General features: G+C 56.1%; 22 protein-coding genes, 2 rRNA genes and 2 pseudogenes. 7 read left to right on the plus strand and 19 right to left on the minus strand.

Annotated features, from left to right (window positions below):
* Positions 1–2: 2 nt before the first annotated feature.
* The 15 genes from secD to ACPT9Q_RS03585 all read right to left on the minus strand — a co-directional run bounded on the left by secD (position 3) and on the right by ACPT9Q_RS03585 (position 12,512).
* Positions 3–1,190, minus strand: coding sequence for a protein translocase subunit SecD (secD, locus tag ACPT9Q_RS03515; RefSeq protein ID WP_017872804.1), 1,188 nt, complete (start codon positions 1,188–1,190; stop codon positions 3–5).
* A gap of 23 nt (positions 1,191–1,213) precedes the next feature.
* A complete protein-coding gene (gene yajC / locus ACPT9Q_RS03520) occupies positions 1,214–1,546 on the minus strand; it encodes a preprotein translocase subunit YajC (protein WP_017872803.1) in 333 nt (110 codons plus the stop codon).
* A gap of 22 nt (positions 1,547–1,568) precedes the next feature.
* Positions 1,569–2,681, minus strand: coding sequence for a tRNA guanosine(34) transglycosylase Tgt (gene tgt / locus ACPT9Q_RS03525; protein WP_017872802.1), 1,113 nt, complete (start codon positions 2,679–2,681; stop codon positions 1,569–1,571).
* A 19-nt stretch (positions 2,682–2,700) separates the two neighbouring features.
* The gene (gene queA / locus ACPT9Q_RS03530) at positions 2,701–3,723 is read right to left on the minus strand and encodes a tRNA preQ1(34) S-adenosylmethionine ribosyltransferase-isomerase QueA (protein ID WP_427366709.1); all 1,023 of its coding nucleotides are present in this window, start codon (positions 3,721–3,723) and stop codon (positions 2,701–2,703) included.
* Positions 3,723–5,063: a SpoIID/LytB domain-containing protein gene (locus tag ACPT9Q_RS03535; protein WP_427366337.1), complete on the minus strand. Its 1,341-nt coding sequence runs from the start codon at positions 5,061–5,063 to the stop codon at positions 3,723–3,725. The genes queA and ACPT9Q_RS03535 overlap by 1 nt, the downstream gene beginning before the upstream one ends.
* 1 nt (position 5,064) lies before the next feature.
* A complete protein-coding gene (locus tag ACPT9Q_RS03540) occupies positions 5,065–5,295 on the minus strand; it encodes a DUF2905 family protein (protein WP_017874168.1) in 231 nt (76 codons plus the stop codon).
* A complete protein-coding gene (locus ACPT9Q_RS03545; RefSeq protein ID WP_427366339.1) occupies positions 5,256–5,828 on the minus strand; it encodes an epoxyqueuosine reductase QueH in 573 nt (190 codons plus the stop codon). The genes ACPT9Q_RS03540 and ACPT9Q_RS03545 overlap by 40 nt, the downstream gene beginning before the upstream one ends.
* Positions 5,818–6,783, minus strand: coding sequence for a Holliday junction branch migration DNA helicase RuvB (gene ruvB / locus ACPT9Q_RS03550; protein ID WP_427366340.1), 966 nt, complete (start codon positions 6,781–6,783; stop codon positions 5,818–5,820). The genes ACPT9Q_RS03545 and ruvB overlap by 11 nt, the downstream gene beginning before the upstream one ends.
* Positions 6,780–7,370 (minus strand): Holliday junction branch migration protein RuvA, encoded by a 591-nt coding sequence (gene ruvA / locus ACPT9Q_RS03555; RefSeq protein WP_017874135.1) that lies wholly within the window; start codon positions 7,368–7,370, stop codon positions 6,780–6,782. Before ruvA ends, ruvB begins: the two co-directional genes overlap by 4 nt.
* Positions 7,363–7,845: a crossover junction endodeoxyribonuclease RuvC gene (ruvC, locus tag ACPT9Q_RS03560; protein ID WP_017874134.1), complete on the minus strand. Its 483-nt coding sequence runs from the start codon at positions 7,843–7,845 to the stop codon at positions 7,363–7,365. Before ruvC ends, ruvA begins: the two co-directional genes overlap by 8 nt.
* Positions 7,842–8,594, minus strand: a complete 753-nt coding sequence (locus ACPT9Q_RS03565; RefSeq protein ID WP_017874133.1) for a YebC/PmpR family DNA-binding transcriptional regulator — start codon at positions 8,592–8,594, stop codon at positions 7,842–7,844. The genes ruvC and ACPT9Q_RS03565 overlap by 4 nt, the downstream gene beginning before the upstream one ends.
* 135 nt (positions 8,595–8,729) lie before the next feature.
* Positions 8,730–8,887, minus strand: a 5S ribosomal RNA gene (gene rrf / locus ACPT9Q_RS03570).
* 41 nt (positions 8,888–8,928) lie between these two features.
* A 23S ribosomal RNA gene (locus ACPT9Q_RS03575) occupies positions 8,929–11,942 on the minus strand.
* Between the two features lie 127 nt (positions 11,943–12,069).
* Positions 12,070–12,270, minus strand: coding sequence for an integrase core domain-containing protein (locus tag ACPT9Q_RS03580; RefSeq protein ID WP_427366052.1), 201 nt, complete (start codon positions 12,268–12,270; stop codon positions 12,070–12,072).
* On the minus strand, positions 12,207–12,512 hold the full coding sequence (locus ACPT9Q_RS03585) for an integrase catalytic domain-containing protein (RefSeq protein WP_427366343.1): 306 nt from the start codon (positions 12,510–12,512) through the stop codon (positions 12,207–12,209). Before ACPT9Q_RS03585 ends, ACPT9Q_RS03580 begins: the two co-directional genes overlap by 64 nt.
* 1,855 nt (positions 12,513–14,367) lie before the next feature.
* On the opposite strand from ACPT9Q_RS03585, the gene ACPT9Q_RS03590 reads away from it, so the two are divergent.
* Genes ACPT9Q_RS03590 through ACPT9Q_RS03605 form a run of 4 tightly spaced genes read left to right on the plus strand, consistent with a single transcriptional unit; the run spans position 14,368 to position 17,123 of the window.
* On the plus strand, positions 14,368–14,613 hold the full coding sequence (locus ACPT9Q_RS03590; RefSeq protein WP_427366711.1) for a glycogen-binding domain-containing protein: 246 nt from the start codon (positions 14,368–14,370) through the stop codon (positions 14,611–14,613).
* 2 nt (positions 14,614–14,615) lie between these two features.
* Positions 14,616–15,998 carry an NfeD family protein gene (locus tag ACPT9Q_RS03595; protein ID WP_427366345.1) on the plus strand — a complete coding sequence of 461 codons (1,383 nt, stop codon included), beginning with the start codon at positions 14,616–14,618 and terminating at the stop codon, positions 15,996–15,998.
* Positions 15,995–16,972, plus strand: coding sequence for a flotillin-like protein FloA (gene floA, locus ACPT9Q_RS03600; RefSeq protein ID WP_017874036.1), 978 nt, complete (start codon positions 15,995–15,997; stop codon positions 16,970–16,972). The genes ACPT9Q_RS03595 and floA overlap by 4 nt, the downstream gene beginning before the upstream one ends.
* The gene (locus tag ACPT9Q_RS03605; RefSeq protein ID WP_017874035.1) at positions 16,959–17,123 is read left to right on the plus strand and encodes a hypothetical protein; all 165 of its coding nucleotides are present in this window, start codon (positions 16,959–16,961) and stop codon (positions 17,121–17,123) included. Before floA ends, ACPT9Q_RS03605 begins: the two co-directional genes overlap by 14 nt.
* Positions 17,124–17,279: 156 nt before the next feature.
* On the opposite strand, the gene ACPT9Q_RS03610 is transcribed toward ACPT9Q_RS03605, so the two are convergent.
* Entirely contained in the window at positions 17,280–18,173 is an 894-nt protein-coding gene (locus tag ACPT9Q_RS03610) for a GNAT family N-acetyltransferase (RefSeq protein WP_427366347.1), read from the minus strand.
* A 755-nt stretch (positions 18,174–18,928) separates the two neighbouring features.
* On the opposite strand from ACPT9Q_RS03610, the gene ACPT9Q_RS03615 reads away from it, so the two are divergent.
* Both ACPT9Q_RS03615 and ACPT9Q_RS03620 read left to right on the plus strand, forming a co-directional pair.
* A complete protein-coding gene (locus ACPT9Q_RS03615) occupies positions 18,929–19,315 on the plus strand; it encodes a HEPN domain-containing protein (RefSeq protein WP_427366712.1) in 387 nt (128 codons plus the stop codon).
* A gap of 7 nt (positions 19,316–19,322) precedes the next feature.
* Positions 19,323–19,616, plus strand: coding sequence for a nucleotidyltransferase domain-containing protein (locus ACPT9Q_RS03620; RefSeq protein WP_427366348.1), 294 nt, complete (start codon positions 19,323–19,325; stop codon positions 19,614–19,616).
* 179 nt (positions 19,617–19,795) lie between these two features.
* On the opposite strand, the pseudogene ACPT9Q_RS03625 reads toward ACPT9Q_RS03620, so the two are convergent.
* A pseudogene (locus ACPT9Q_RS03625) lies at positions 19,796–20,626 on the minus strand (IS1595 family transposase).
* Positions 20,627–20,636: 10 nt separating this feature from the next.
* Positions 20,637–21,764 (minus strand): annotated as a pseudogene (locus tag ACPT9Q_RS03630) (IS256 family transposase).
* Positions 21,765–21,983: 219 nt separating this feature from the next.
* On the opposite strand from ACPT9Q_RS03630, the gene ACPT9Q_RS03635 reads away from it, so the two are divergent.
* On the plus strand, positions 21,984–22,598 hold the full coding sequence (locus ACPT9Q_RS03635; protein WP_427366350.1) for a molybdopterin-dependent oxidoreductase: 615 nt from the start codon (positions 21,984–21,986) through the stop codon (positions 22,596–22,598).
* Between the two features lie 10 nt (positions 22,599–22,608).
* Here the strand turns inward: ACPT9Q_RS03635 and ACPT9Q_RS03640 are convergent, their stop codons facing one another.
* Positions 22,609–23,382 carry a hypothetical protein gene (locus ACPT9Q_RS03640; protein WP_427366352.1) on the minus strand — a complete coding sequence of 258 codons (774 nt, stop codon included), beginning with the start codon at positions 23,380–23,382 and terminating at the stop codon, positions 22,609–22,611.
* Between the last annotated feature and the right edge of the window lie 5 nt (positions 23,383–23,387).

Genomic DNA, 23,387 nt, shown 5'->3' on the forward strand with positions numbered 1-23,387 from the left:
CCTCAGACGCGCATCTTCAGACGATCCGCAAAAAGGTCCACAAAGACCCGGCTCACCCAGACTCCAGTGAACATGCTACAGAGAATACCAAGGCTCAGGGTCACCCCGAAACCCTTAATGGGTCCAGAGCCTAAAGAGAAAAGGAGTACCGCGGCAATGAGGGTCGTGATGTTGGCATCAAGAATGGTCCGAAAGGCCTTCTGAAACCCGGCGTCAATAGAAGCCCGCCAGGTTTTGCCCAAGCGGTATTCTTCCTTGATGCGCTCAAAGATAAGCACATTGGCATCCACCGCCATGCCCACTGTGAGCACAAATCCGGCAATTCCCGGCAACGTCAGCGTCGCCTGAAGGCCGATGAAAAGCGCAAAGAAAAAGAGGACGAAACACACAAGCGCCAGGTCCGCCAGAAGCCCGAAGGACCCATAGTAGAGCACCATGAAGGCCAGAACCAGAATGATCCCGATGACTGCTGCCCGCAGACCCGCGTTCACCGAGTCCCTTCCCAGGGTTGGCTCTACAGAACGGTTCTCAATGACTTCGACTTTCACCGGCAGAGCACCAGCCCGAAGGAGAATGGCCAGGTTCTGGGCCTCTTCCAGGGTAAAACGCCCGGTGATCTGGGCCTCTCCCCCGAGAATGGGCTCCTGCACCACGGGATTAGAGATGAGTTTCCCGTCAAGATAAATCCCGAGGGGTCTCCCCACATTGGCCGTTGTGGCCTGAGCGAAGAGTTTTGCCCCTTCACTATCAAAGGAGATAGCCACAACCGGCCGACCAAGACGGTCGAACTGCACCTGGGCGTTTTTGAGGTGGGCCCCAGTGAGGACCGTTTCTCCTCGCTCGTCCTTGAACTCCAGAAGCGCCGTTTTCCCGATAACCTCCACTGCCCTCTGAGGGTCAGTCACCCCAGGAAGCTGCACCAGGACCCGCCGCTCACCCTGGCGGGCGATAACAGGCTCAGCAACACCAAGCTGGTCAATCCGGTTGCGGATGATTTCCACCACCCTCCGCACCGCATCCTCATCCACCGGGGCTTCAGGAGTGTCCACACACTCAAGGAGAATATGCGACCCTCCGCGGAGGTCAAGCCCGAGGCGAATCCGTCCTTTCACCGGAAACACAACGAGTACCGACAGGACAATAAGTCCCAGAACAACAAGAAGTCTCCACGGAAGCAATCGTCGCCTCATCCAGGACCCTCCTTCTGTGCTCCTTACTTCTTTGCTGCTATGGCCGTCTTCGAGAAGCGGATGCGAACGTCCTTGGCGACCTCAAGAACCACCTCGTCCTCATTGACCTGGGCCACCACACCATGGATGCCCCCGATGGTGACGACCCGATCCCCTTTCTTGAGGCTTTTCCAGAGCTCTTGCTGAGAGCGCTGCCGCTGTTGCTGAGGACGAATGAGGAGGAAGTAGAAGATGGCAATGATGAAAATGAGAGGAAGGAGCTGAGCAAAAACGTTCGGTGTAGCCTGCTGTGGCGCTGGCGCAGGAGATGAAGCCACCTCCTGTGCGGCAAAGGCTACGGAAAACAGTACACTCACCTCTATCACCCCTTTGTCCCTTTCAGGGAGTCTCTCCGTACACGGCCAGGAATTCCCGGGCAAATTCCAGGAAATACCCTTCTTTGAGAGCCTTCCGGATGTCCGCCATTAACTTTACCATAAAAGCCAGGTTGTGTATAGTGGCGAGCTCAGCCGCAAGAATCTCTCCCGCTTTGAAGAGATGCCGGAGATAGGCTCGGGAGAAATTCTGACAGGTGTAGCAGGTGCACAGGGGATCCGGAGGACGGAAATCCCGGGCAAATTCCGCCCGGTCGATATTCATCTTCCCCTGGGAGGTGAAAAGGCAGGCATTCCGGGCATTCCTGGTGGGGAGCACGCAATCGAACATATCGACCCCCCGAAGCACTGCTTCTACAATACTCCCTGGATGCCCCACCCCCATGAGGTACCGGGGGCGGTCTTCAGGAAGCAACGGTTCAACCACATCAATCATCTCGTACATGAGAGGCTTTGGCTCCCCAACGCTCAGGCCTCCAATGGCGTACCCGTCAAAACCAATTTCGACGATTTTCCGGGCACAGAACTGGCGAAGGTCCCTGTTCGTTCCCCCCTGGATGATACCGAAAAGGAGCTGCCCCTTCCCTGAGAAAACCTCTCGAGAACGCCGGGCCCAGCGAACCGTTCGCTCTGCGGCCTTCCGTTCCCGCTCAAAAGAAGCCGGAAACCCCACACACTCATCGAGCGTCATGATGATATCCGCTCCCAGGGCTTCCTGAATCCGTATGGCACTCTCCGGGGTGAAGCGGTGGAGTGACCCATCAAGGTGAGACCGAAAGCTCACCCCCTCATCGTCAATGCGCACAAGCTGTGCAAGGCTGAAGACCTGGAAACCTCCACTGTCGGTGAGGAGCGCTCCGTCCCAGGAAATGAAACGGTGCAATCCCCCCGCTTCCCGGACGAGTTCCTCCCCGGGACGAAGGTGCAGATGGTAGGCATTGCAGAGGAAAATCTGCACCCCCAAGGCCTTCAGGCGGTCAGGGGCCACGGCCTTCACCGTCCCCTGAGTCCCCACGGGCATAAAGACCGGTGTTGCCACCTGTCCATGGGGGGTTCTCAGTACCCCAAGGCGGGCCTTTGAGCGCGGGTCAACAGCAAGAACGGTGAAATGCTCCATGGGAAACCTCCGTCACGTCCTACAGGATGAGCATAGCATCGCCAAAGCTGTAGAAGCGGTACCGCTTTGCTATGGCTTCCTCATACGCCCGCTTCATAAAAGCCGTTCCCCCGAAAGCGCACACGAGGAGAAAGAGGGTCGAACGGGGGAGATGGAAGTTGGTGATGAGGGCATCGACCACCTGGAAGGAAAAGCCAGGGTAGATAAAGAGGTCCGTGGTTCCCGAGAAAGCTTCAATCGATCCGGTCTTCCGCACCACACTCTCCAGGGCCCGAACAGTGGTCGTCCCCACAGCCACCACGCGTTTCCCTTCACTCTTGGCTTTCCGGATTTTCTGCGCGCTCTCTTCAGGCAGAGTAAACCATTCCTCGTGCATCCTGTGGTCCTCCACCCTCTCAGTCCTCACTGGCCTGAAAGTCCCAGGTCCTACGTGCAGGGTGAGCATGACCTGCTCCACACCCTTTCGCCGCAGCGTCTCAAGAAGCTCTTCCGTAAAGTGGAGTCCTGCGGTCGGCGCCGCCACAGAACCAGGAACCCGAGCATACACCGTCTGGTATACCTCAAGGGGAACATCCTTCCGCTTCACATAAGGGGGAGTTGGTGTGTGACCGAAACGAGAGAGCACCGACTCGGTTTCCTCACAGGGGAAAAGGGGAGTGAGATACCACCATTCCTTCCCCCGCCCTTCAACGCGAAAACGAAAGGTGGGATCCTCCACGAGGGTGAGAATATGACCAGGGCGAAGACGTGAGGAAGAGAGCAGGCACTCCCAGCGCCCTTCTCGCTCACCCAGAAAGAGCATCTCAACTCTACCCCCTGTGCCCTCTTTCCGGGCAAAGAGACGAGCTGGAAGGACCTTGGTGTCGTTGAACACCAGGACATCCCCCTCTTCGAGGTATTCGACGATGTCCCGGAATATCCGGTGCTCAATGGTCTCGTCTTTCCTCCGGAGCACCATGAGGCGGCAGGCATCTCTGGGGAATACCGGCTCCTGGGCAATCAGTTCCTCGGGAAGGGAGAAATCGAACTCCCGAAGGTTCATCACCGGACAACCATCCTTCCCAGCTCACACCCAGGAAAGTAGTGGCGGAGGATTTCGGGGAAACTCGCTCCCTCTCTTGCCATGCCCACGGCACCCCACTGGGAAAGCCCCACGCCATGACCCCAGCCCCGACCGACAAACGTGAAAGCATCAGGAGTCTGTTGCACGTGATGGCTCTGCGACCGGGTGTTCGGCGAAGGAAAGACCCCCCGAGCCCCCCTTTTCCGTTTCCGTTCCTCTTCCCGGAGCTTCAGGAAGGTAATGATATCGTCAAGATTCCAGTCCTTCTCCATCCACGCCCTGTAATCGATGAAGCGTTCCCCTTCCGGGTCTTGAAGAGGCACCTCCTTTTGAGGCTGCGCTGCAGTGGGTTCCCTGAGAAGGTCAAAAAAGGTACTGGGGAGACGATCCACTCCCAGGGCTTCCCGGAATCGATTTGCAGAAAGCTCTACTTCCTCGCGGTCAGTCCGCACAACGACTGAGACTACCCGACCACTCCTCTCGCTTTTCCGGCACTCAAGGTCCAGAACCTCCCCCCGGATGTATCCCCGCCTTCGCAAGGCCTCCGTGATTTCTTCACGGCTCACTACCACCTGCCAAAAAGCGTGCGGCGCATCCTTTTCCCAGGGCGAAGGGACCTCCACAAGGTAGGGGACGTCCTTCCCCCAGACATTCTTCGCGCTATCGGTGTATCCGCCACTCTCTGAATGGAACACCACCGACGCCGGCTTCCCCTGGTACGTCACGATGATTCCCCGGGTCTTCTCCACAAGCGCATTGGTACGTGGGTCTTCGGCAAAAACACCTCCGTACCTTATGCAGTGCACGGTGGCACAGAAATCGAATCCCTCTTCCCTGTGGCGCCCGAGGTTCCTGAGGGCATAGGTCCGGGCAACGACAAGATACGCCTTCAGAGCTTCTTCAGGCCAGCTGGGACTGGCTTCAAGCTTCACCGTACCCTTCAGGTATTCCTCAAGGGGGAGAACGTTGATCACCTCGAGCTGTCTGCCCCGTTCCCGGAGCTCCAGACGCCCCCGGTACGGTCGATTTCCCAAAAAGACGAACTCCCCCCGGGGGAGAACGACGAAAGTAGTGCCGGTGAGATTCTTCTCCCTCCAGAGAACGGCTCCCTCCTTGGGGGAAAAGTGCAGGATACGACCGGGCGAAGCGACAAAAACCCGCTGCTTGACGCGGACCTCAAGTCCTGAGGGAGAGGAGAGGCGCACTTCGTCCCCCGTGCGCAAAAGAAGAACCCGAACCTCAACGTCCTTTGCTCCAGCAACCCCCCAGAGCACCACCCCAAGGACAAGGACTATAAAAAGAAGGGGAACGCGCCGCATCTTACCGCCTCAGAACCAAGGTGAGGATGAGCGTCAGAAGGAGGCTGAGAAGAAGCGACGTCATTAAGGGGAAGTAGAAAACGACGTTCCCCCGTCGGTACACGATGTCCCCCGGAAGGCGCCCAAGGCGGCTCAGACCCGGGATGTGGGGGAGGGCAAGGAGGAAAAGACCGACAAGCACAAAAATACACCCTATGATGATGAGGACTTTTGCCCAGTAAGAGATTTCCATATCCTCTTTTTCACTCCCTCCCAAAGGCTGAAAATGCAACCACAGTACTTCTGGCGGTACAGCCCAAGCGCTTTGCTCATCTGAACGCTTTCGGCAAAACCACTCCGGAGGTCAGCACCCACAAAGGGAATACCCACTTCCTCCCCAACCTGTTCCCCACAGCGCAAAATCGCAGCCACATCCTGATAGGGACTTATGGTCAGCGTTGTGCTGAAGGCCGAGAAATGCTGCTTCCTTGCCCAGGCAGCTACTTTTCGTAGACGGAGTTCATAGCACAGAGAACAGCGTTTTTCAAGGCCCTCAGAGAGCGCAAAGAACTCCCGGGGATCGTACGGAAAGGGGACGAAGAGGGTTTTCTGGGTTTTTCGAAGGTACTCCTCAAGCGCTGTTCGACGCCGCTCGTACTCCTCGAAGGGATGAATGTTGGGGTTGTAGAAAACATTGACCACCACGAAACCTCTCTCCTGGAAAAACCGGTTGACGTAGGTGGCGCAGGGAGCGCAGCAAGTATGAAGGGCCAGCTTACCCCTCATGGAGGACCACCTTTTTCAGGTATTCCCTCCCTGAAGGCGTGAGCACTCTTCCACGTCTTGTTCGCGCCACAAAGCCCATCTTCACGAGAAAGGGCTCGTAGACCTCTTCAAGGGTATCCGGGTCTTCCCCAAGGACCAGGGCAAGGCTCTCAATCCCAACCGGACCCCCGGCATACTGCTCGCACAGTACCCGCAGAAAACCCCGGTCCATCTTGGTCAGCCCCCAGGCATCGACCCCAAGCTCACGGAAGGTTCGCTCAACAACGCCACAATCAATGTGTTTCTGGCCGAGGACCTCGGCGAAGTCCCGAACCCGACGAAGCAGACGATTTGCCACCCGGGGTGTTCCCCGGGAACGGCAGGCAATGGCCTGTGCCGCCTCCTCTGCAATGGTCATCCCCAGAAGCTGAGCAGCCCTTGTGACGATAGCAGCAATCTCCTCATCGCTATAGAAGTCCAGACGTTCCACAATGCCGAACCGGTTACGCAGCGGAGCACTGAGAAGACCCACCCTTGTGGTGGCCCCGATGAGCGTGAAAGGAGGCAGATGAATCGCCACATCCCGGGCTGCCGGACCCTTCCCCACGAGAACATGAAGGGTAAAATCCTCCATAGCCCCGTAGAGAATCTCCTCGCACTGCCTGGGAAGGCGATGAATCTCATCGATGAACACCACATCGCAGGGAGTGACAGTGGTGAGGGCTGCGGCGAGATCCCCGGGACGGGTGAAAAGGGGGCCAGAGAAACAGCGGATATCCCGCCCCAGTTCCCGGGCGATGATGTGGGCAAGAGTGGTTTTTCCAAGACCTGGAGGACCGTAGAAGAGCACATGGTCCAGAGGTTCGTTGCGCAGGATGGCTGCCTGAATGTAGACTCGAAGATGCGCCACCACCGTTTTCTGACCAATGAACTCATCAAGCGACCGAGGGCGCAGGGCTTCGTCGTCCCGTCTCATCCCCGTCCCCCCAATCGCGCAAGCGCCTGTTTGATAACCTCCTCAACATCCATGTTCCTGCGCTCTACATCCTGCCAGAGCACCGCAAAAACCCGGTTGACCTCCTGAGGCGTGTACCCCAGGCGGAAGAGCACTTCTTTGGCCTCCTCAAAGACTGCCCCCCGGGGGGAATCTGCCACAAACCCTGCTTCAAGAAGCAGGGGGCGAAGCTCCACAACAAGGCGTCTTGCGGTTTTGCTGCTCAGCCCCGCCCTTTCCTCAAGTTCCTGGGTATCCTCTTCAAGCACGCAACGCACGAGGTCTTTCCAGTGCAGGCGCGAGAGAATCTTGAAGGCGGTGCGGTGGTTGATGCCCCGAACCTCCCGGAGACTATCGAAAATCCTGCGTTCATCCTCCTCTTCGAACCCGTAGAGCACAAATTCCCCGCTCTCCCGCAGGAAAGAGCGAATGAAGAAACACCGCTCCTCGCCTTCTTCTCCCGGTCGTACAAAGGGGGTCACCCGGAGCCGGAAACCAAACCCCCCTGTCTCAAGCACCCACTCATCCTTCTCCCTTTTCTGCACCTTTCCCCGAAGGTACTCAAACATTGCGCGCCCTCAGGTGGAAGGCATGGCATACCGCAACGGCCAGTGCATCGGCCACATCGTCAGGTCCAGGGATATCATTACAGCGGAGAATCTGGCGCACCATGTAGTTCACCTGAGGCTTTGTCGCCCGACCGTACCCCACAACTGCCTGCTTGACCTCAAGAGGGGTGTACTCGTACACCGGAACTCTGTGGAACGCAGCGCAAAGGAGTACCACACCCCGCGCTGCTCCCACCGAAAAGGCTGTTTTGGCATTGCGGTTGAAAAAGAGCTCCTCAACCGCCACCTCCTGAGGGGTGTACAGGGTAAAGAGTGCCTCAAGGTCCTCAAAAAGCAACCGCAACCTCTCTGCCACAGAGAGATCCTGCGCTGTGGCGATGCAGCCTGCATGAAGCAAACGCAAAGCCCCTTGCTCGACCGCAAGAAGCCCAAAGCCCGTCAGAGCTATACCCGGGTCAATGCCGAGTATTCTCATGAACTCTTGAGGGATTCAAGGAGCTCATCCGCAATGTCGAAATTCGCGTAAACTTCCTGGACGTCATCGTGGTCTTCCAGAGCCTCAATCAGGGAGAGCACCTGCTGCGCCTGTTTCCCTTCAACGCTCACCGTGGTCTTCGGAACCATGGTGACCTGGGCTACGGCATACTGCAGACCGCTCTTCTCAATGGCTTCCTTAACTCGCTCGAAATCCTCAGGGGTGGTGATGACGTCAAGGGTGGTTTCTGTAGAGCGAATGTCCTCCGCTCCTGCGTCAATAGCCACGGCCATAATCGTTTCTTCGTCGACCTTGTCCTTCTCAAAGCTTATGAGACCCTTTCGTTCAAAAACCCAGGACACACAGCCCGTCTCTCCGAGGCTTCCGCCGTGTTTGCTGAAAAGGTGCCGGATCTCAGCGGTGGTACGATTCCGGTTGTCCGTTGTGGCTTCCACCATGATGGCTACTCCTCCTGGACCATACCCTTCATAGACGATTTCTTCATAAGCTACACCTTCAAGCTCTCCGGTTCCCTTCTTGATAGCCTTCTCGATGTTCTCCTGAGGCATGTTCATCTCCCGAGCCTTCTGAATGGCAAGGCGCAGGCGCGGGTTATTTTCGGGATTTCCTCCACCCTGGCGGGCCGCAACGGTGATCAAGCGGATGAGCTTGGAGAAGGCCTTTCCCCGCTCAAGGTCAGTTTTTGCTTTTTTGTGTTTTATCTGAGCCCACTTCGAATGTCCAGACATACCCTCCAACGCTCCTTACTGGTGGTGTCAAGAGTTATTGTACCACACTCCGCAAAAAGGCCAAAGATAAAGCCCCTCGACCCCAGAGCACAAAAAAACCTGGGAAGGTGTTACCTTCCCAGGTTTTTTTCCTTTTCCCGGCAGCGTCCTACTTTCCCGCCCAGTTCCCCAGGCAGTATCATCGGCGCTGGAGGGCTTAACGCGGGGTCCCCAAAAAGTCCTGCGACTTTTTGGGGTGCCCACTCCGGGTTCGGAATGGTTCCGGGTGTTTCCCCTCCGCTATGGCCACCGGGAGACCTTTCTCTCTGGGGAAGCATCCTGCGATGAAGCCTTTGCGGTCAAGTCCTCGACCGATTAGTACCCCTCGGCTCAAGGTGTTACCACCCTTCCACCTGGGGCCTATCAACCGGGTCATCTTCCCGGGGTCTTACCTGGTCGACCCAGTGGGATACCTCATCTTGGGGTGGGCTTCGCGCTTAGATGCTTTCAGCGCTTATCCCATCCGGACACAGCTACCCAGCGATGCCCCTGGCAGGACAACTGGAACACTGGAGGTCCGTCCATCCCGGTCCTCTCGTACTAGGGACAGCTCCCCTCAGGTATCCTGCGCCCGCGACAGATAGGGACCGAACTGTCTCACGACGTTCTAAACCCAGCTCGCGTACCGCTTTAATGGGCGAACAGCCCAACCCTTGGGACCTGCTCCAGCCCCAGGATGCGACGAGCCGACATCGAGGTGCCGATCCTCCCCGTCGATGTGGACTCTTGGGGGAGACCAGCCTGTTATCCCCGGAGTACCTTTTATCCGTTGAGCGATGGCCCTTCCACACGGCACCACCGGATCACTAGGCCCGACTTTCGTCCCTGCTTGAGGCGTCCCTCTCGCAGTCAGGCTCCCTTCTGCCCTTACACTCACCACACGGTTTCCAATCGTGCTGAGGGAACCTTAGGGCGCCTCCGTTACCTTTTAGGAGGCGACCGCCCCAGTCAAACTGCCCGCCTGACACTGTCCCTCGGGAGGATAACTCCCGCAGGTGAGCATCTGGATATGTCAAGGGTGGTATCTCAAGGGTGGCTCCATGGGAGCTGGCGCCCCCACTTCTCCGCCTCCCACCTATCCTGCACAAGACACACCCGGATGCAATATCAGGTTGCAGTAAAGGTTCACGGGGTCTTTCCGTCTAGTCGCGGGTAGCAAGCATCTGCACTTGCATTGAAACTTCGCCGAGCCCCCCGTCGAGACAGCGCCCCAGTCGTTACGCCATTCATGCGGGTCGGAACTTACCCGACAAGGAATTTCGCTACCTTAGGACCGTTATAGTTACGGCCGCCGTTTACTGGGGCTTCGGTTTGGAGCTTCGCCTGATCGAATCAGGCTAACCCCTCCCCTTAACCTTCCAGCACTGGGCAGGCGTCAGGCCCTATACGTCGCCTTACGGCTTAGCAGAGCCCTGTGTTTTTAGTAAACAGTCGCCAGGGCCGATTTCCTGCGACCCCCTCAGGCTCGAAGCGCAGGGCTTCTCACCTTAGCGGGGCACCCCTTCTCCCGAAGTTACGGGGTCAGATTGCCGAGTTCCTTAACGGGGGATCACTCGCGCGCCTGAGAATACTCATCCCACCTACCAGTGTCGGTTTGCGGTACGGATACCTGCCGCCCATCGTTAGAGGCTTTTCTTGGCAGTGGGGGATTGGCGAGTTCGCCCCCGTAGGGGCTCCCCATCACCTCTCGGCGTTTGCGAGGGAGGGGATTTGCCTCCTCCCTCCGCCTACGGGCTTAGACAGCCTATTCCTCCAGGCTGCTCGCCTACCCTCCTGCGTCCCCCCATCCTCAAACGGTGGCAGGTAGTGCCGGAATATCAACCGGCTGCCCATCACCTACGCCTTTCGGCCTCGGCTTAGGATCCGACTTACCCTGAGAGGACGAACCTTCCTCAGGAAACCTTAGGCTTACGGCGAGAGGGATTCTCACCCTCTTTATCGCTACTCATGCCGGCATTCTCACTTGGGATACCTCCACGGGTCCTCACGGTCCCGCTTCAACGGCCTACCCAACGCTCCCCTACCAACAGGAAGAACAGCGTTCTTCCTGTTCCGCAGCTTCGGCAGCAGGCTTGAGCCCCGAGAATTTTTCGGCGCAGCGTCGCTAGACCAGTAAGCTATTACGCACTTTTTAAAGGATGGCTGCTTCTAAGCCAACCTCCTGGCTGTCTCAGCAACGCCACCACCTTTCCCACTTAGCCTGCATTTGGGGGCCTTAGCTGGCGGTCTGGGCTGTTCCCCTTTTGACCACGGAGCTTATCCCCCGCGGTCTGACTCCCCGGCTCCAAGGAGAGGTATTCGGAGTTTGGTTGGGTTTGGTAGGCGGGTAAGCCCCCTAGCCCATCCAGTGCTCTACCCCCTCTCCTCACCACCGGAGGCTAGCCCTAAAGCTATTTCGGGGAGAACCAGCTATCTCCAGGTTTGATTGGCCTTTCACCCCTACCCACAGCTCATCCGAGCGGTTTGCAACCCACACCGGTTCGGGCCTCCATGAGGTGTTATCCCCACTTCACCCTGGCCATGGGTAGATCACCTGGCTTCGGGTCTACGGAGACTGACTCTGCGCCCTGTTCGGACTCGGTTTCCCTCCGGCTCCGCACCTCAGGTGCTTAGCCTTGCCAGCCTCCGTAACTCGCCGGCTCATTCTCCAAAAGGCACGCAGTCGAACCGGAAGAGACTACGTCTCCTCCATGGTCCTTCCACGTATTGTGGACACACGGTTTCAGGTTCTCTTTCACTCCCCTTCCGGGGTTCTTTTCACCTTTCCCTCACGGTACTGGTGCACTATCGGTCGCCAGGGAGTATTTAGCCTTAGGAGGTGGTCCTCCCGGATTCCCACGGAATTCCGCGTGGACCGTGGTACTTGGGAGCGGAGAACCGAGAGGAAGCCGTCCTTCACCTACGGGGCTATCACCCTCTCTGGCGAGGCTTTCCAGTCCTCTTCGGCTCGGACGCTTCTTTGTAACTCTCTGGCCGCACCCTGGCTTGGCCCTTCTCCGTCCCGCTACCCCCAGAGAGCAACGCCCAGGGGCTTTGGCACTCTCTGGGTTTGGGCTCTTCCCCGTTCGCTCGCCGCTACTTGGGGAATCGCTGTTGCTTTCTTTTCCTCGGGGTACTGAGATGTTTCAGTTCCCCCGGTTCGCCTCCTCCTTGCGGAGGATACTGGGGGTTTGCCCCAGTGGGTTGCCCCATTCGGGAATCCCCGGATCATCGCTTGCTTACAGCTACCCGGGGCTTATCGCAGTTAGCCACGCCCTTCATCGCCTCCTGGCGCCAAGGCATCCACCGTGTGCCCTTTCTAACTTGACCGCAAACCTTGCACTCTGGCAGGATGCTTTCCCCAGACAGTATTCACTTGTCAAGGTGCTTGCCCAACAGGGCAAGTGGTATTTTACTCGGTTTCCTGTTCTTTTGCAAGGGGGTGTATAGGTCCACATCATGTGGGACACTCAACAAGTCCGGTGTCTCTCAGGTACTCCCAAGGACTCCTGTATCCCAAGCTCCAGTGTGGTCTTTTCCTATTGTACACCTCTTCCGTCCACCTTTTAAGGTGGAACCTCATGGTTGCAAGATCTACTTCATCCTCATAGTGCGCCCAGAACTCCTCCCGGAAGGTCCGATTGAGCCGTTCCACCACTCCACGGATATGGGAGACCTTGGAGGAAGGACGAAGAGCTTGATACCGTATTCCTTGCAGGCCTCCTCAAATTCCCCATAGAATTCACTTCCTCCATCTACCTGAATAGCCCGCACTGGAAAGGGGCACTTCCTGAGGAGTTCCTCGAGGAACACCCTGGCGAGATTAGCCGTAGCCCTGGAATGGAGGGAGGAGTAGGCCCACCTCGAGACAAGGTCTCCGGCGGTAAATTGCTTATACACCTTTCCAGGGAGGGGACGGATGTCCAGAGTGTCGATGGCGGCAAGATCCCTGGGGATTCCACCTCGTAGTCTTTGGGTTTTCTCTGGGCATGGGGTCTCTGGTGTCCCCTTCTATTCCCTGTGACAGAAACCTTCCTCGGTTTCTCTCCCTCTCTCAAAAGACCCCGGGCCTTGAGAGATTTGAGGATCCTCCCCACGGTGGAGGAAGAAGCAGTGAAACCCTCTTTCCTGAGGAGGACGGTGAGCTTTGCCTTCCCCAAAGAGGGGAATTCCTCCCGGAGTCTTTGAATTCCCTCCACAAGCTCCGGGGTCCATTGGGGCTTCCCAACCTCCCCGGGTCTTCTGGATCTGTCCCTGGGGCTTTTGAGGTTTCTGGGGTTCCGCTTCTCCGTCCACCAAAAGGAGCATTCCGGACTTTCCTATCTTGCGCAGGCGATGCCACAGGATGGGTTTGGGCAGGGTCGAGGACTTCAAGGCGAATCCTCCCCTTTTTGGAGAGTTCATGGATTCTGGAAGGCTTACAACAGAGCTTCCATGGGGGAAGCTCACAGGGTACACCTGCAAGGACCTGAGGCCTGTAAGTAAGCATGCCCCTGGCTTTTGGGCGAGCTACGTGACAGGCGAAGGTGACTCGCCTGATCAGGCCTTTTCGCAGGGGTGCGTACAGGGTCGGCGGCTGTTCTGGCCGTGCATTTTGCCCAGCGTTGTGCTAAGTTATGAGTGTAGCAGTGTTGTTCGCACTTTGCCAGAAGAAAGAGAAAGGAGCGCACATGGGGAAGGGAGTCTTGCGGTGCAGGTGAAACGCAAGGTTGTTAGGCCCTTGCTGGTCACATGTGGGATGATGGAAGGGGCGGAGGAGACCGGTGGTGAGATCAGGCCATTGGCGATGGGCAGCAGTAGGTCGTGCTGAGCCGATAGCACTCCCTTGCTTCGTGCTGCGACTTACGCGCCAGCCGCTGGGCAGCGAAAGCATCCGAGCTTGAGATAAGATGAAAGGGTGATCGAAACGACCCATCAAGTCATGGGTAGTGAAATGAAAAATTCGCCCTGGGGATGGCTCTGCAGAATAGGTGGAGTGAGCGCACTCATAACAGGAATGTTACTGCTGGTTGGGATGATAAGTCTCATCGTCTCGGTTCTTCAACATAGGACCACAAACGGCTGGTTACCGCTATTGGCGAATAATTGGCTTATCAAAATATTGATTCTACACGCTGGGTTCAGCGATATTCATGTTGATTTGCACGGGCTGAATCTTTTAGACGTATCCATCCTACTACTTGTTAGCGTTGTATGCTTCAGCATTAGTACCATTTTCCGAAACGTTAGAAAGGCCTGGTTACTCATCGCTTTTGCTTTATCAGTGATAGCCATAATACTCTTTCTGGTAACACAGATCACTGGTCGAAGCACTGTAATGCTCGCAGTGCTGATAATTTCACTCGTTATGCTTAGGGACAAAACCTTTAGTAAAGTAACGATTTATGCGGGAATTCTTGCAAGCATTTTTCTGCTTGTAGGCGACCTAACTGTAGGTGTTCATTCAAACATAATCACCACCCTTTTTCGCATTGGGTACACGCTTTTGATACCGTGGTTCTTCCTGATCGCCCAGAGTCTTTTTCGGCTGGGGTCGGGTGTCTTGAAAGAAGAGGTGCAATAAAGTTGTAGAGGTCCACATCATGTGGGACACTCGGAAAGTCCAGTGTCTCTCGGGCATCCTGGTTTTTCTCCCCACTTCAGGCACCACTCCTTCCATCGCCTTGCGACCCAAATGAGATACAGGGAATAATCCCTCGCCGAAAAGGTTGTCCTCTGCAGAATAGAGTACAAGGAGGGAAGCCCTTTGCCTCGAGTGACCTTTCGCCTGGAATATCCCGCTGCTTCAGAGGTCTTCATAGCGGGGAGTTTCAACCACTGGAACTCTCAAAGCCACCCTTTGAAGAGGACCAAGAAAGGGTACTGGAGCATCACCATCACGCTTCCCCGGGGACGGTACGAGTACCGCTACGTCGTAGATGGCCAGTGGTTCACCGACCCAAACACCCCGAGGGTCCCCAATACATTCAGGTCAGAAAACTCGGTGATTGTGGTGGAGTGACCGTGGGGTGCTCTTCGGGCTGGCTGAGAAAGTCCGCCTCCGGTACGGGTAAGGTCGCTGCAGCCACCGGGGTGATGGTGGTCTTCCTTTTTGTGCCAGCTCTTGCCCTTGCGGGAACCATCTTCTGGGCTTCTCTGAAGGACATTCCTGGTATTGGGGCCGTAGAGTGGGGCATGGCGAGCTTCGTCCAGAGGGTGCTCAAAGAAGCAGAAGAGGAACGGGCTGAAGCGGTGGTCTTTGAAATCGACACCCTCGGTGGGCGGGTCGACGCCATGCTTTTTGCCAAAGACGCTATCTTCCGGTCCCCGGTGAAAACCATCGCCTTTGTGAACTCCAAAGCCTGGTCGGCAGGAGTGTTCCTTGCGCTGGCCTGTGAGCGGATATTCATTGCTCCTGATGGGAGCATCGGGGCAAGCGAGCCCCGCTCTGGTGGGGAAGACACCGAAAAACCTGACCCCAAAGCGGTGTCGGCCATTCGTGCGCACATCGAGGCTCTTGCTGAGGCCCGGGGCCGGGATCCCCGGATCTTCGCCGGAATGGTGGATCGTGAAATTGAGATTCCGGGAGTGAAGGCAAAAGGAACGCTCCTTACCCTTTCTGCCCAGCGTGCCCTGGAGCTCGGGGTTGTTGACGGGGTTGCCCGGGGGAAAGAGGAGGTACTGGAGAAAGCTGAACTTCGGGGAGAAGTCGTGACGGTTAGCCCTTCCTGGTCGGAGACACTGGCCCGGGTCGTGACGTACCCTGCTGTGGTCTCCGTTTTGCTTTTCCTGGCTTTTCTGGGGATATTCCTGGAAATCATGACCCCGGGTTTTGGTGTCCCGGGGATTGTGGGCATTGCTTCGCTCCTTTTCGTTTTTGGTGGGAGGTACCTGGCGGGGCTCTCCGGGTGGGAACCCCTGCTGCTTTTTCTTGCCGGAATGCTCCTTCTTATTCTCGAAATTTTCGTCATCCCCGGTTTTGGAGTCACCGGGGTTTTGGGGATTGCAGCCATGGGGGGATCCCTGTATCTTCTTCTTCGGACCACCGAGCAACTCTTTTTCCTGAACGCTTTTTTCGGGACCCTCTGGTACCTTGCCCTTGCCGGAGGGGTGTTGCTCCTTTTCCTCCTCTTTCTCCCCTATAACCCCCTCTGGCGGAAACTCGGTCTTCGGGAGCAAAGCCCGAAAGGAGAAAGCGCACTGGAAGCCTCCCCGTATACAGGGCTTTTGGGGAAGGAAGGTCGGGCAAAGACCGTCCTCCGACCTGCGGGAATGGTGGAGATTGAGGGCAAAGTGTACGATGCCATGAGTCGGGGGGAGTTCATTGCAGCGGGAGAGGCGGTGGTGGTTGATGAGGTCCGGGGGAATGTTCTTGTGGTTCGAAGGGAAAGGAGGTCGGCATCGTGAACGTTCTGGGGTATCTCATTCCGGGGATTGTGGTCCTCGTGATCCTTGTGGTGTTCCTTTCCTTTGTTCCTTTGGGGCTCTGGATTTCGGCACTGGCGGCGGGGGTGCGGGTGAGCATCCTGACGCTCATCGGTATGCGCCTGCGGCGAGTGCCTCCTGCAAGCATTGTCCTGCCCCTCATCAAGGCCACGAAAGCCGGCCTTGACCTCAGCGTGGGGGCTCTTGAGGCCCATTACCTCGCAGGAGGCAACGTCGACCGGGTGGTGATTTCCCTCATTGCCGCCGAGCGGGCCGGGATTCCCCTCTCGTTCCAGAAGGCCTGCGCCATTGACCTTGCCGGACGCAATGTCCTTGAGGCCGTCCAGGTGAGTGTGCTGCCGAAGGTTGTGGAGACTCCGGTGGTTGCCGCAGTGGCCAAGGACGGGATTGAACTCAAGGTGAAAGCCCGGGTCACCGTTCGCACCAACATCGACCGGCTCATCGGAGGGGCCACCGAAGCCACGATTATCGCCCGGGTCGGAGAAGGCATCGTCACCACTATCGGCTCGTCCAATTCCCACAAGGAAGTGCTCGAAAACCCCGATACGATTTCCAAAACGGTCCTTGAGAAGGGCCTTGATGCCGGGACAGCCTTCGAAATCCTCTCCATCGACATTGCCGATATTGATGTTGGGGAGAACATCGGTGCCCGGCTCCAGATGGACCAGGCCGAAGCCGACAAGCGTGTAGCCCAGGCAAAGGCCGAAGAGCGACGGGCCCTGGCCATTGCCCGGGAACAGGAGATGAAGGCCTATACCCAGGAAATGCGGGCCAAAGTCGTGGAGGCCGAAGCCGAAATCCCGAAAGCCTTAGCCTATGCCCTGCGGGAGGGGAAACTGGGGGTTCTCGACTACTACTCCCTCCAGAACCTCCAGGCCGACACCCGCATGAGGGAGCGGCTCGGAAAGGAGGAGGAAAAAGGTGAAGGACAGTGAGAGAAAACCGGAAAAGCCTGCCTCCTTTGGAGAAAAGGTGCAACAGGACTTTCCGTCCTTCTGGCTTTTCCGGGAAATCCTCTCCCCGCCGGCCAGCGTGCTCATCCACCCTCTTTTCCGGTGGCGTGCCCGGATTTCGCGCCGGCGGTGAGGCTGAGATACTGGAGTGGAGGCTCTGCACCCGTCTCATCCATTCCAACCCTGCTTTTACCTGCCGGAAAAGGTCAAGGACAATAATCGGAGGAGGGATAGGTGCTAGCTGGCTTTCACATACGCCACCCGGTGCGGACCCCTGCGAACCAGGTCGTCAGAAGTAGTCTGCCACCGGGAGGTAGACCTCGCCCGAGAAGGCCCGAAGATACAGGACCATTACCGTCTCCCGGTCGCGGGAAAAGGGAACACCCAGGTGCCGGAGAACCACCGGGTGGTGGAAGAGGCGCAGGGGTTTCCCCAAGCTCTGGAGAATCTCGAGGAGGTTTGAGCGATTTCCTCTACTGAAAAGGTCGAAAACCTCTATTTCCGTTTCTTTCTCCAGGAAATACCCCACCACTCCATCAACCTTGCGGAATGAAGCCACCTTTTTCCCCTCCCGAAAACGGGAACTGTAGCGGTTCCATACCCGCAACCCCCGCAGATACCCGAGGTTCCGAAAGGGGACGAGGAGCTCCATTCTCCGGTAGAACGCCTCATAGGCGTCGAGAATCTCTTCGTCCTTCACCCGCGAAAGCGCCAGCGTGAAACCTTCTTGCGGCGTCAGGTACGCCACGAACTTCCCCAGGTCCTGAAACCCGAAGCGCTCGTAGAAAGCGGGAATTTCGGTGACGAGAACGAGAAAAGAAAGACCTTCCTTTTTCGATTGAAGTATGGCTTCCTGAAGCAGCAAGGAGGCCAGTCCTCTCCCCCGAAAATCGGGGCGGGTGGCTACATTGGCAATCCCGCCGCCCGGAAGCAGCCGTTCACCATCAGAGAAAAGCCGCCGAAGAAGGAAGAGACAGGAAACCACTTCTTTTCCGTCTGTAACCAGCCACACATCCCGGGGATGGAAGAAGGGGTCAAAGCGCAGGAAGCCGAAGTAGTATCCCCGCTCGTCCTGGGGAAAGACCAATCGTAAAAGCTCCACAACTTTTTCGAAATCCTGAAACGTCCCCCGGCGGATTTCCACGCTCTGGCTCCAGGTTTTGGGTTCACCACTTTCTTTCATTCTCCGATGCGGCTTCAATGCAGTCAAGTTCCTGTATAGGTCCACATCATGTGGGACACTCAACAAGTCCAGTATCTCTCAGGTACTCCCAAGGCTCCTCTCCCCAAGCTCCAGGGCAGCCCTTCGGACTTCCCCCAGTTTGGTGGAGGTAGATACGAGAGTATCATCAACTGGGGGTGTCAAAGAATGGAAAACGAAAAAGGTTTGAAAGAGAGATTCGAGAATTCAAGCTCGAGGTTCTCGCCTCTTCAAGGAAAAGATCCGTAGCGCAAAGCCTGAGATTTGGTATTGAAAGAAAGCCCTGTGCGCCATTGAGAGAGGGGTATTTTAAAAAACGCCAGCCGCACCATGATGGAGTTTCGCTTTAGGGATGGATAGCGCAGACAGCTTAAGACTTGAAAGTCTCAGTGAGGGAAGATAACCGAAGGACAAATCATTCTTCAAAACCTGAAAACCGAGGGCACCAAAAAGGTTATGCTCCTTGCGAAAGCACGGGACCTCTTTATCCAATCGCAAGAAGCTTCATTTCTCCCTGGGATAGAATAGTCCGCAAGGATTTGAAAGACAGTGGAGCTTGTACGGGAAAGAGTTGCTAAAAAGTTCCTCCACTTTTTGGGGGAAGTCCAAGACCCTGAAATGAATTCAGGGTGACAAGAGTATAAGCCCCGTTTTCAATCTCTGCCCAGAGCGCAAAACTGAGCTGGAGCTCTCCAACAGAAAGTGTTATCATAAATATCCTGAAGAGGATGAGCAGAATGAGCAACCGCTACCAGGACTGGCTGAAGCAAGCTGAAAAAGACCTGCAACACGCCCAGCTCTCTTTAGAACATGGGGATTACGAGTGGGCCTGTTTTGCGGCGCACCAGGCAGCAGAAAAAGCAGTCAAAGCTCTGCACCTCTTTTTAGGGCAAGAAGCCTGGGGACATGTGGTTGCCAAACTGCTCCGGGAACTGCCTATATCTGTTCCAGAAGAGCTTGTTGAGCGGGGCAAGGTGCTGGATGGATATTACATCCCTCCACGGTATCCCAATGGTTTTCCGGAAGGCGCTCCCTTCGAACATTTTGGAAGCTTGCAGGCTAGGGAGGCTTTGCAACATGCCCGTTCGATCCTTGAATTCGTCCGTTCTCAGATGGCCCAGTAGGGAAGAAGTGGAGAAGGCCTTCCGGGAATGGGCCAGGGAACAGAAGGCACGTTGTCCTGATATTCTGCGCATTGGGTATTTTGGTTCCTATGCCCGTGCTTCGTGGAGCGTGGGGAGCGACCTGGACATCATTGTGGTGGTAAGTGCATCCAGCAAGCCTTTTCATGAGCGGCCCTGCGATTTCGACGCTACCGACCTCCCTGTCCCTGCAGATGTCCTGGTCTACACCAAAGAGGAGTTTCAAAAGCTTAAGGGACGCTTTGCTCGGGTGCTCGAAGAAGAAACAATATGGGTTATCTAATGGGAACGGGATGCTTCACTTAAGGTTCCGGGGATATCAAAGTTTGCGGAGTGCGACCGCCTTTACTTTTGGCGGCGCTGGTCAGCCCTTAAGGGCTTCGTATATAGCTTTTCTTACACTTTCTTCAGGAGCTTCATGGCCGTACCACATTTCGTTACCATTTATAAGGAGGTGATTCCTCATTTCAACCCACCCCAATTCCCCAACACCTCATAAACTTTCTCGTCTAAATTCTCCCTGTTGTTGGACCTGAATTCTAACTCCTTGAGGTAGTACCCAAAGTTCTCCTTGCCTACTCCGTGGTACCTCAATAACCTCTCCTTGGCATACGACCAGAATCCCTCTATCCCCTTTATGTATACCCTTCCATTACTGAACCTCTGGCTGTGATCTACCCGCTCATGTTTCAACCCATACATGACTAAGCCATCGTAACTTCTGAATCTATCCGTGTAGATGAGGCTCCCTCTCTTGACCTTCTTTATCGTGGCCCTCAGGAGACTCTCTGCGCTTACCTCTTCGACGATCTCCACCCTCACCTTTCCTTGTCTCTCCAGTATCCCAAACATCGATATCTTCCTCTTGGCTCCCCTTCCTCTCTCTCCTCCGAAATAGCTTTCGTGTGCTTTGGCCTCTCCCCTCAAGAGAGGGGCATCTTTGCAGGTGCAATGGAAGATGGTTTTGCGCACCAGACTATACACTTTGTACACCGTGTTGTAGGAAGTGCCCAGTTCTTTGTATGCCCGGTTGACAGGAACCTCTAAGACAAAGAGCTTCAAAGCTAAGACGAACTTCGAAAGTGGTATACGCAGACCTTCCAGCAGGCTCTCCCTTCGAACGCTCCATTCCCTTTTGGAGCGGTAGCACTTCTACCTTTGCCTTCTGACCTTGCCAAGAGAATAGCTGCCGCAGAAGGGACAGGCGTCAAAGGTTCTGAGAATACCTTTGATTCTCAAGAACTCTTCGGAAGCATCTTCAGAAAAAGCGATTTTAGCAAGCTCAGCTAACATAGTGTAACGTCTACTGTGTCCGGTCAGCATGATAGCTTCCCATCTGGATTTCCGCAAACCCTCGGAGCCGACGGGCTCCCCAGGCCTCATCAAGCTCACTCAAAACCAGATACCAAAGCTTTTCCGCGACCTCTTCGCTACAGAACACTTCCACCACCTTGGTCCGCCTCTTCACCTCCTTGGCGAGCCGTTCCAGCTGGTTCGTGGTGGAGAGGTAGCGGCGGATGGGTTTAGGATGACGCAGGAACGCCAAGAGAGCATAGGCTTTGGTCTCCCACCGCTTGACGATCTTGGGATAGACCGTGCCCCACCGCTCCCGCAAGCTCCGTAAGGCTTCTTCGGCCTCCTTTTGGCTCTCGGCCCGGGAGATCTTCTTGAGATCCTCAACCAGCGCGTCTCGGTCCTTCTTCTGGCTTTTGTTCAAAGCGTCCCGGACCGCGTGCAGAACACAGAGCTGCCAATCCGCCTCAGGGAAGATCTTCTTGATCGCCTCCTCTAAGCCTGGGAGGTCAAAGGTTCGAAGATCCGCACCCGTTGGACCCCGCGCCGCTTGAGATCCTTGAGCACCTCCTCCTCACTCCGGGCACTTTCTCCTTCCGCACCGAAGAGCCAAAACCCGAGGATCTCCCATCACTCATCGGGCTTGATCCCCAAAGCCACGTACACCGGTTCCTTGGCGGTTTTCCCTCGACGAATGGAAAGGAATGTCCCATCCAGAAACACCGCATAGTCCTCCGCGCTCAGGGGCCTTTCCCGCGAGAGCTCACCTGTTCTTGGGCGACTTCGATGAGGCGGGAAATGCTTTGCGGTGAGGAGAACGCCCCGTAAATCCCTTCCAGAAACGCGGAGATCTTCCGGGTGCTTCCACCGACAGGCAAGGTCCAGAAAGATCCGCTTTCGGTAAGGGAGGATCTGGGGATGGCAATTGCCCTCCCGTACACGGGGGACTTTGAGGTCCTCCACTGGCCCCACCAGGGTAAGGAGGTCACGGCTGACAGTAGCCGTTGGCCCTCGTAGGATGGTTTTCCAGGGAGATCTCCCGTTCCTCCTTCATGAGAGCCTCCAAGAGCTCCTTCACCATGGTCTTGATCCGTTCTTCCACTTCTTTTAGGATTTCCTCGTAGCTTTTGTGCCGCATGGTGGCCTTCCCTCCTTTCTTTTCCGGTCTTTTTTGGGAAGGCTACCATGCTGCCCTTCGGACACACTTCCTGAGGCACTACCTTGGGATTTGGTTCGATCAGCAAAAGGTTAATGGTTTTTAGAGCCTGACACAAATTAAAGTACACTATGGATCGATCAGGAATGGAATAGAGTTCTTCCCGGGCGGTTTCAGAGAGGCAGAAAGGGAGTGTGAACGATGAAGAAATACCTGACGGCGCTTGTGGTTCTCGGGGTTTTTGTCTTGCTTTCCGGTGCAGGGCTGACCAAAGAACGGGTGAAACTCCCTCCCAATACCCCCAAGTCCCAGATCATCCACATGAACCCGGCGGAGGTGGACGCTTCGCTTTTACCCCTTGACCCCATTGAACATCTTAACACCACCGGGTTGCCTCCGGAGAACTTCGACCTTGGAAGCTGGTATCTTGAAGTCAAAGGGAAAAGCGTGGGAAAGGAATTGCGGCTTTCCTATGAGGAGCTCCAGAAACTCCCTATGGTGAAGAAAAAGGTACTCCTCATTTGCCCCGGATTCTTCGCCGATTACGCGGAGTGGGAAGGGGTGCCTTTGCGGGAAATCCTGAAACTCGCCGAGGTCAAAGCGTACCGGAAAATCCTCTTTGTGGGTCTTGATAACTACCGTGCCCAGTTCTCCTGGGAGGAACTGGAAGGGGAAAAAGTGGACCTCCTCTTTCTGGCTCTACGGGTGAATGGCGAAACGCTTCCTAAAGAACATGGATTCCCGGTGCGCCTGGTGGCGGAAGATTTCTACGGAGGCCGCTGGGTGAAGTGGATCCGGGAGATTGTGGTGGAGTGATGACTTTCTCCTAATGGCAGGAGAGGCAGCGGCGAACGACCTCATAGGCGTCAGCAGAGGCAATGGTTTCCCGGGTGACGAGGAGGGGGGAAACGGTGCAGCATTCCGAACGTTCCCCCTCTTCCTCCCACCGCCGCAGTATCCTCACGATGCAGGAGGCGACAGCAGAGGGCTTCAGGTCGATAAGGGCATCCACCTTCTCCTCCTGAAGCGCAAAGAGCATTTCGGTCGCCGCCTCAAGGACAAGAAGCGTAAAGGAACGTTCGTTCTTTGCCCGAAGAAATGGTCGGGCCTGAAGCGTCTGTTCAACCACCACCACGTGTTCTTTCCCCGCTTCCCCGAAAAAGCGAGCTTCTCCTAAAAGCCCAAGAAGGGGCAGGAAAGGAGAGTGTTCCCTTCCCACAAAGAGGAATACCCCTCTTTCCCCGGCAAAGAGTTCCTTCCGCAAAACCTTCGCCACCCCGTCGAAGGAAAAGGTCACCCGCCCCAGGACCGGAATGGAAAGCTCCCCATCCTCCCCAAGGACAATGGCCAGGAGTTTCTTCCGTGAGCGCTTAAGGACCTTGAGGTCTTCCGGGAAACCGACAACAACAGCTCCCTCAACCTGGGGGATTTCCTTTTCTGCGGTCACGGTGGTAACCCGGTAGTCGGGGAGGGAACGCCGGAGGAAAACTTCAAGAAAGGAGAAGAAATACCCGCTATCGGCGGGGGAAAGGAGGACAAGGCGCTTTTCCGCGAAAGCTTCCCCTCCCCCCCACGCAATCAGGACCCCAAGAATGCACACCCATA

The organism is Candidatus Caldatribacterium saccharofermentans, assembly GCF_050267035.1.
GTDB lineage: Bacteria > Atribacterota > Atribacteria > Atribacterales > Caldatribacteriaceae > Caldatribacterium > Caldatribacterium saccharofermentans.

Bases quoted from the DNA above. Each gene is read 5' to 3' on its own strand.
- secD (WP_017872804.1), bottom strand. From the start codon at position 1,190: ATGAGGCGACGATTGCTTCCGTGGAGACTTCTTGTTGTTCTGGGACTT.
- tgt (WP_017872802.1), bottom strand. From the start codon at position 2,681: ATGGAGCATTTCACCGTTCTTGCTGTTGACCCGCGCTCAAAGGCCCGC.
- queA (WP_427366709.1), bottom strand. From the start codon at position 3,723: ATGAACCTTCGGGAGTTCGATTTCTCCCTTCCCGAGGAACTGATTGCC.
- ACPT9Q_RS03535 (WP_427366337.1), bottom strand. From the start codon at position 5,063: ATGCGGCGCGTTCCCCTTCTTTTTATAGTCCTTGTCCTTGGGGTGGTG.
- ACPT9Q_RS03540 (WP_017874168.1), bottom strand. From the start codon at position 5,295: ATGGAAATCTCTTACTGGGCAAAAGTCCTCATCATCATAGGGTGTATT.
- ACPT9Q_RS03545 (WP_427366339.1), bottom strand. From the start codon at position 5,828: ATGAGGGGTAAGCTGGCCCTTCATACTTGCTGCGCTCCCTGCGCCACC.
- ruvB (WP_427366340.1), bottom strand. From the start codon at position 6,783: ATGAGACGGGACGACGAAGCCCTGCGCCCTCGGTCGCTTGATGAGTTC.
- ruvA (WP_017874135.1), bottom strand. From the start codon at position 7,370: ATGTTTGAGTACCTTCGGGGAAAGGTGCAGAAAAGGGAGAAGGATGAG.
- ruvC (WP_017874134.1), bottom strand. From the start codon at position 7,845: ATGAGAATACTCGGCATTGACCCGGGTATAGCTCTGACGGGCTTTGGG.
- ACPT9Q_RS03565 (WP_017874133.1), bottom strand. From the start codon at position 8,594: ATGTCTGGACATTCGAAGTGGGCTCAGATAAAACACAAAAAAGCAAAA.
- ACPT9Q_RS03610 (WP_427366347.1), bottom strand. From the start codon at position 18,173: ATGAAAGAAAGTGGTGAACCCAAAACCTGGAGCCAGAGCGTGGAAATC.
- ACPT9Q_RS03615 (WP_427366712.1), top strand. From the start codon at position 18,929: ATGAGCAACCGCTACCAGGACTGGCTGAAGCAAGCTGAAAAAGACCTG.
- ACPT9Q_RS03635 (WP_427366350.1), top strand. From the start codon at position 21,984: ATGAAGAAATACCTGACGGCGCTTGTGGTTCTCGGGGTTTTTGTCTTG.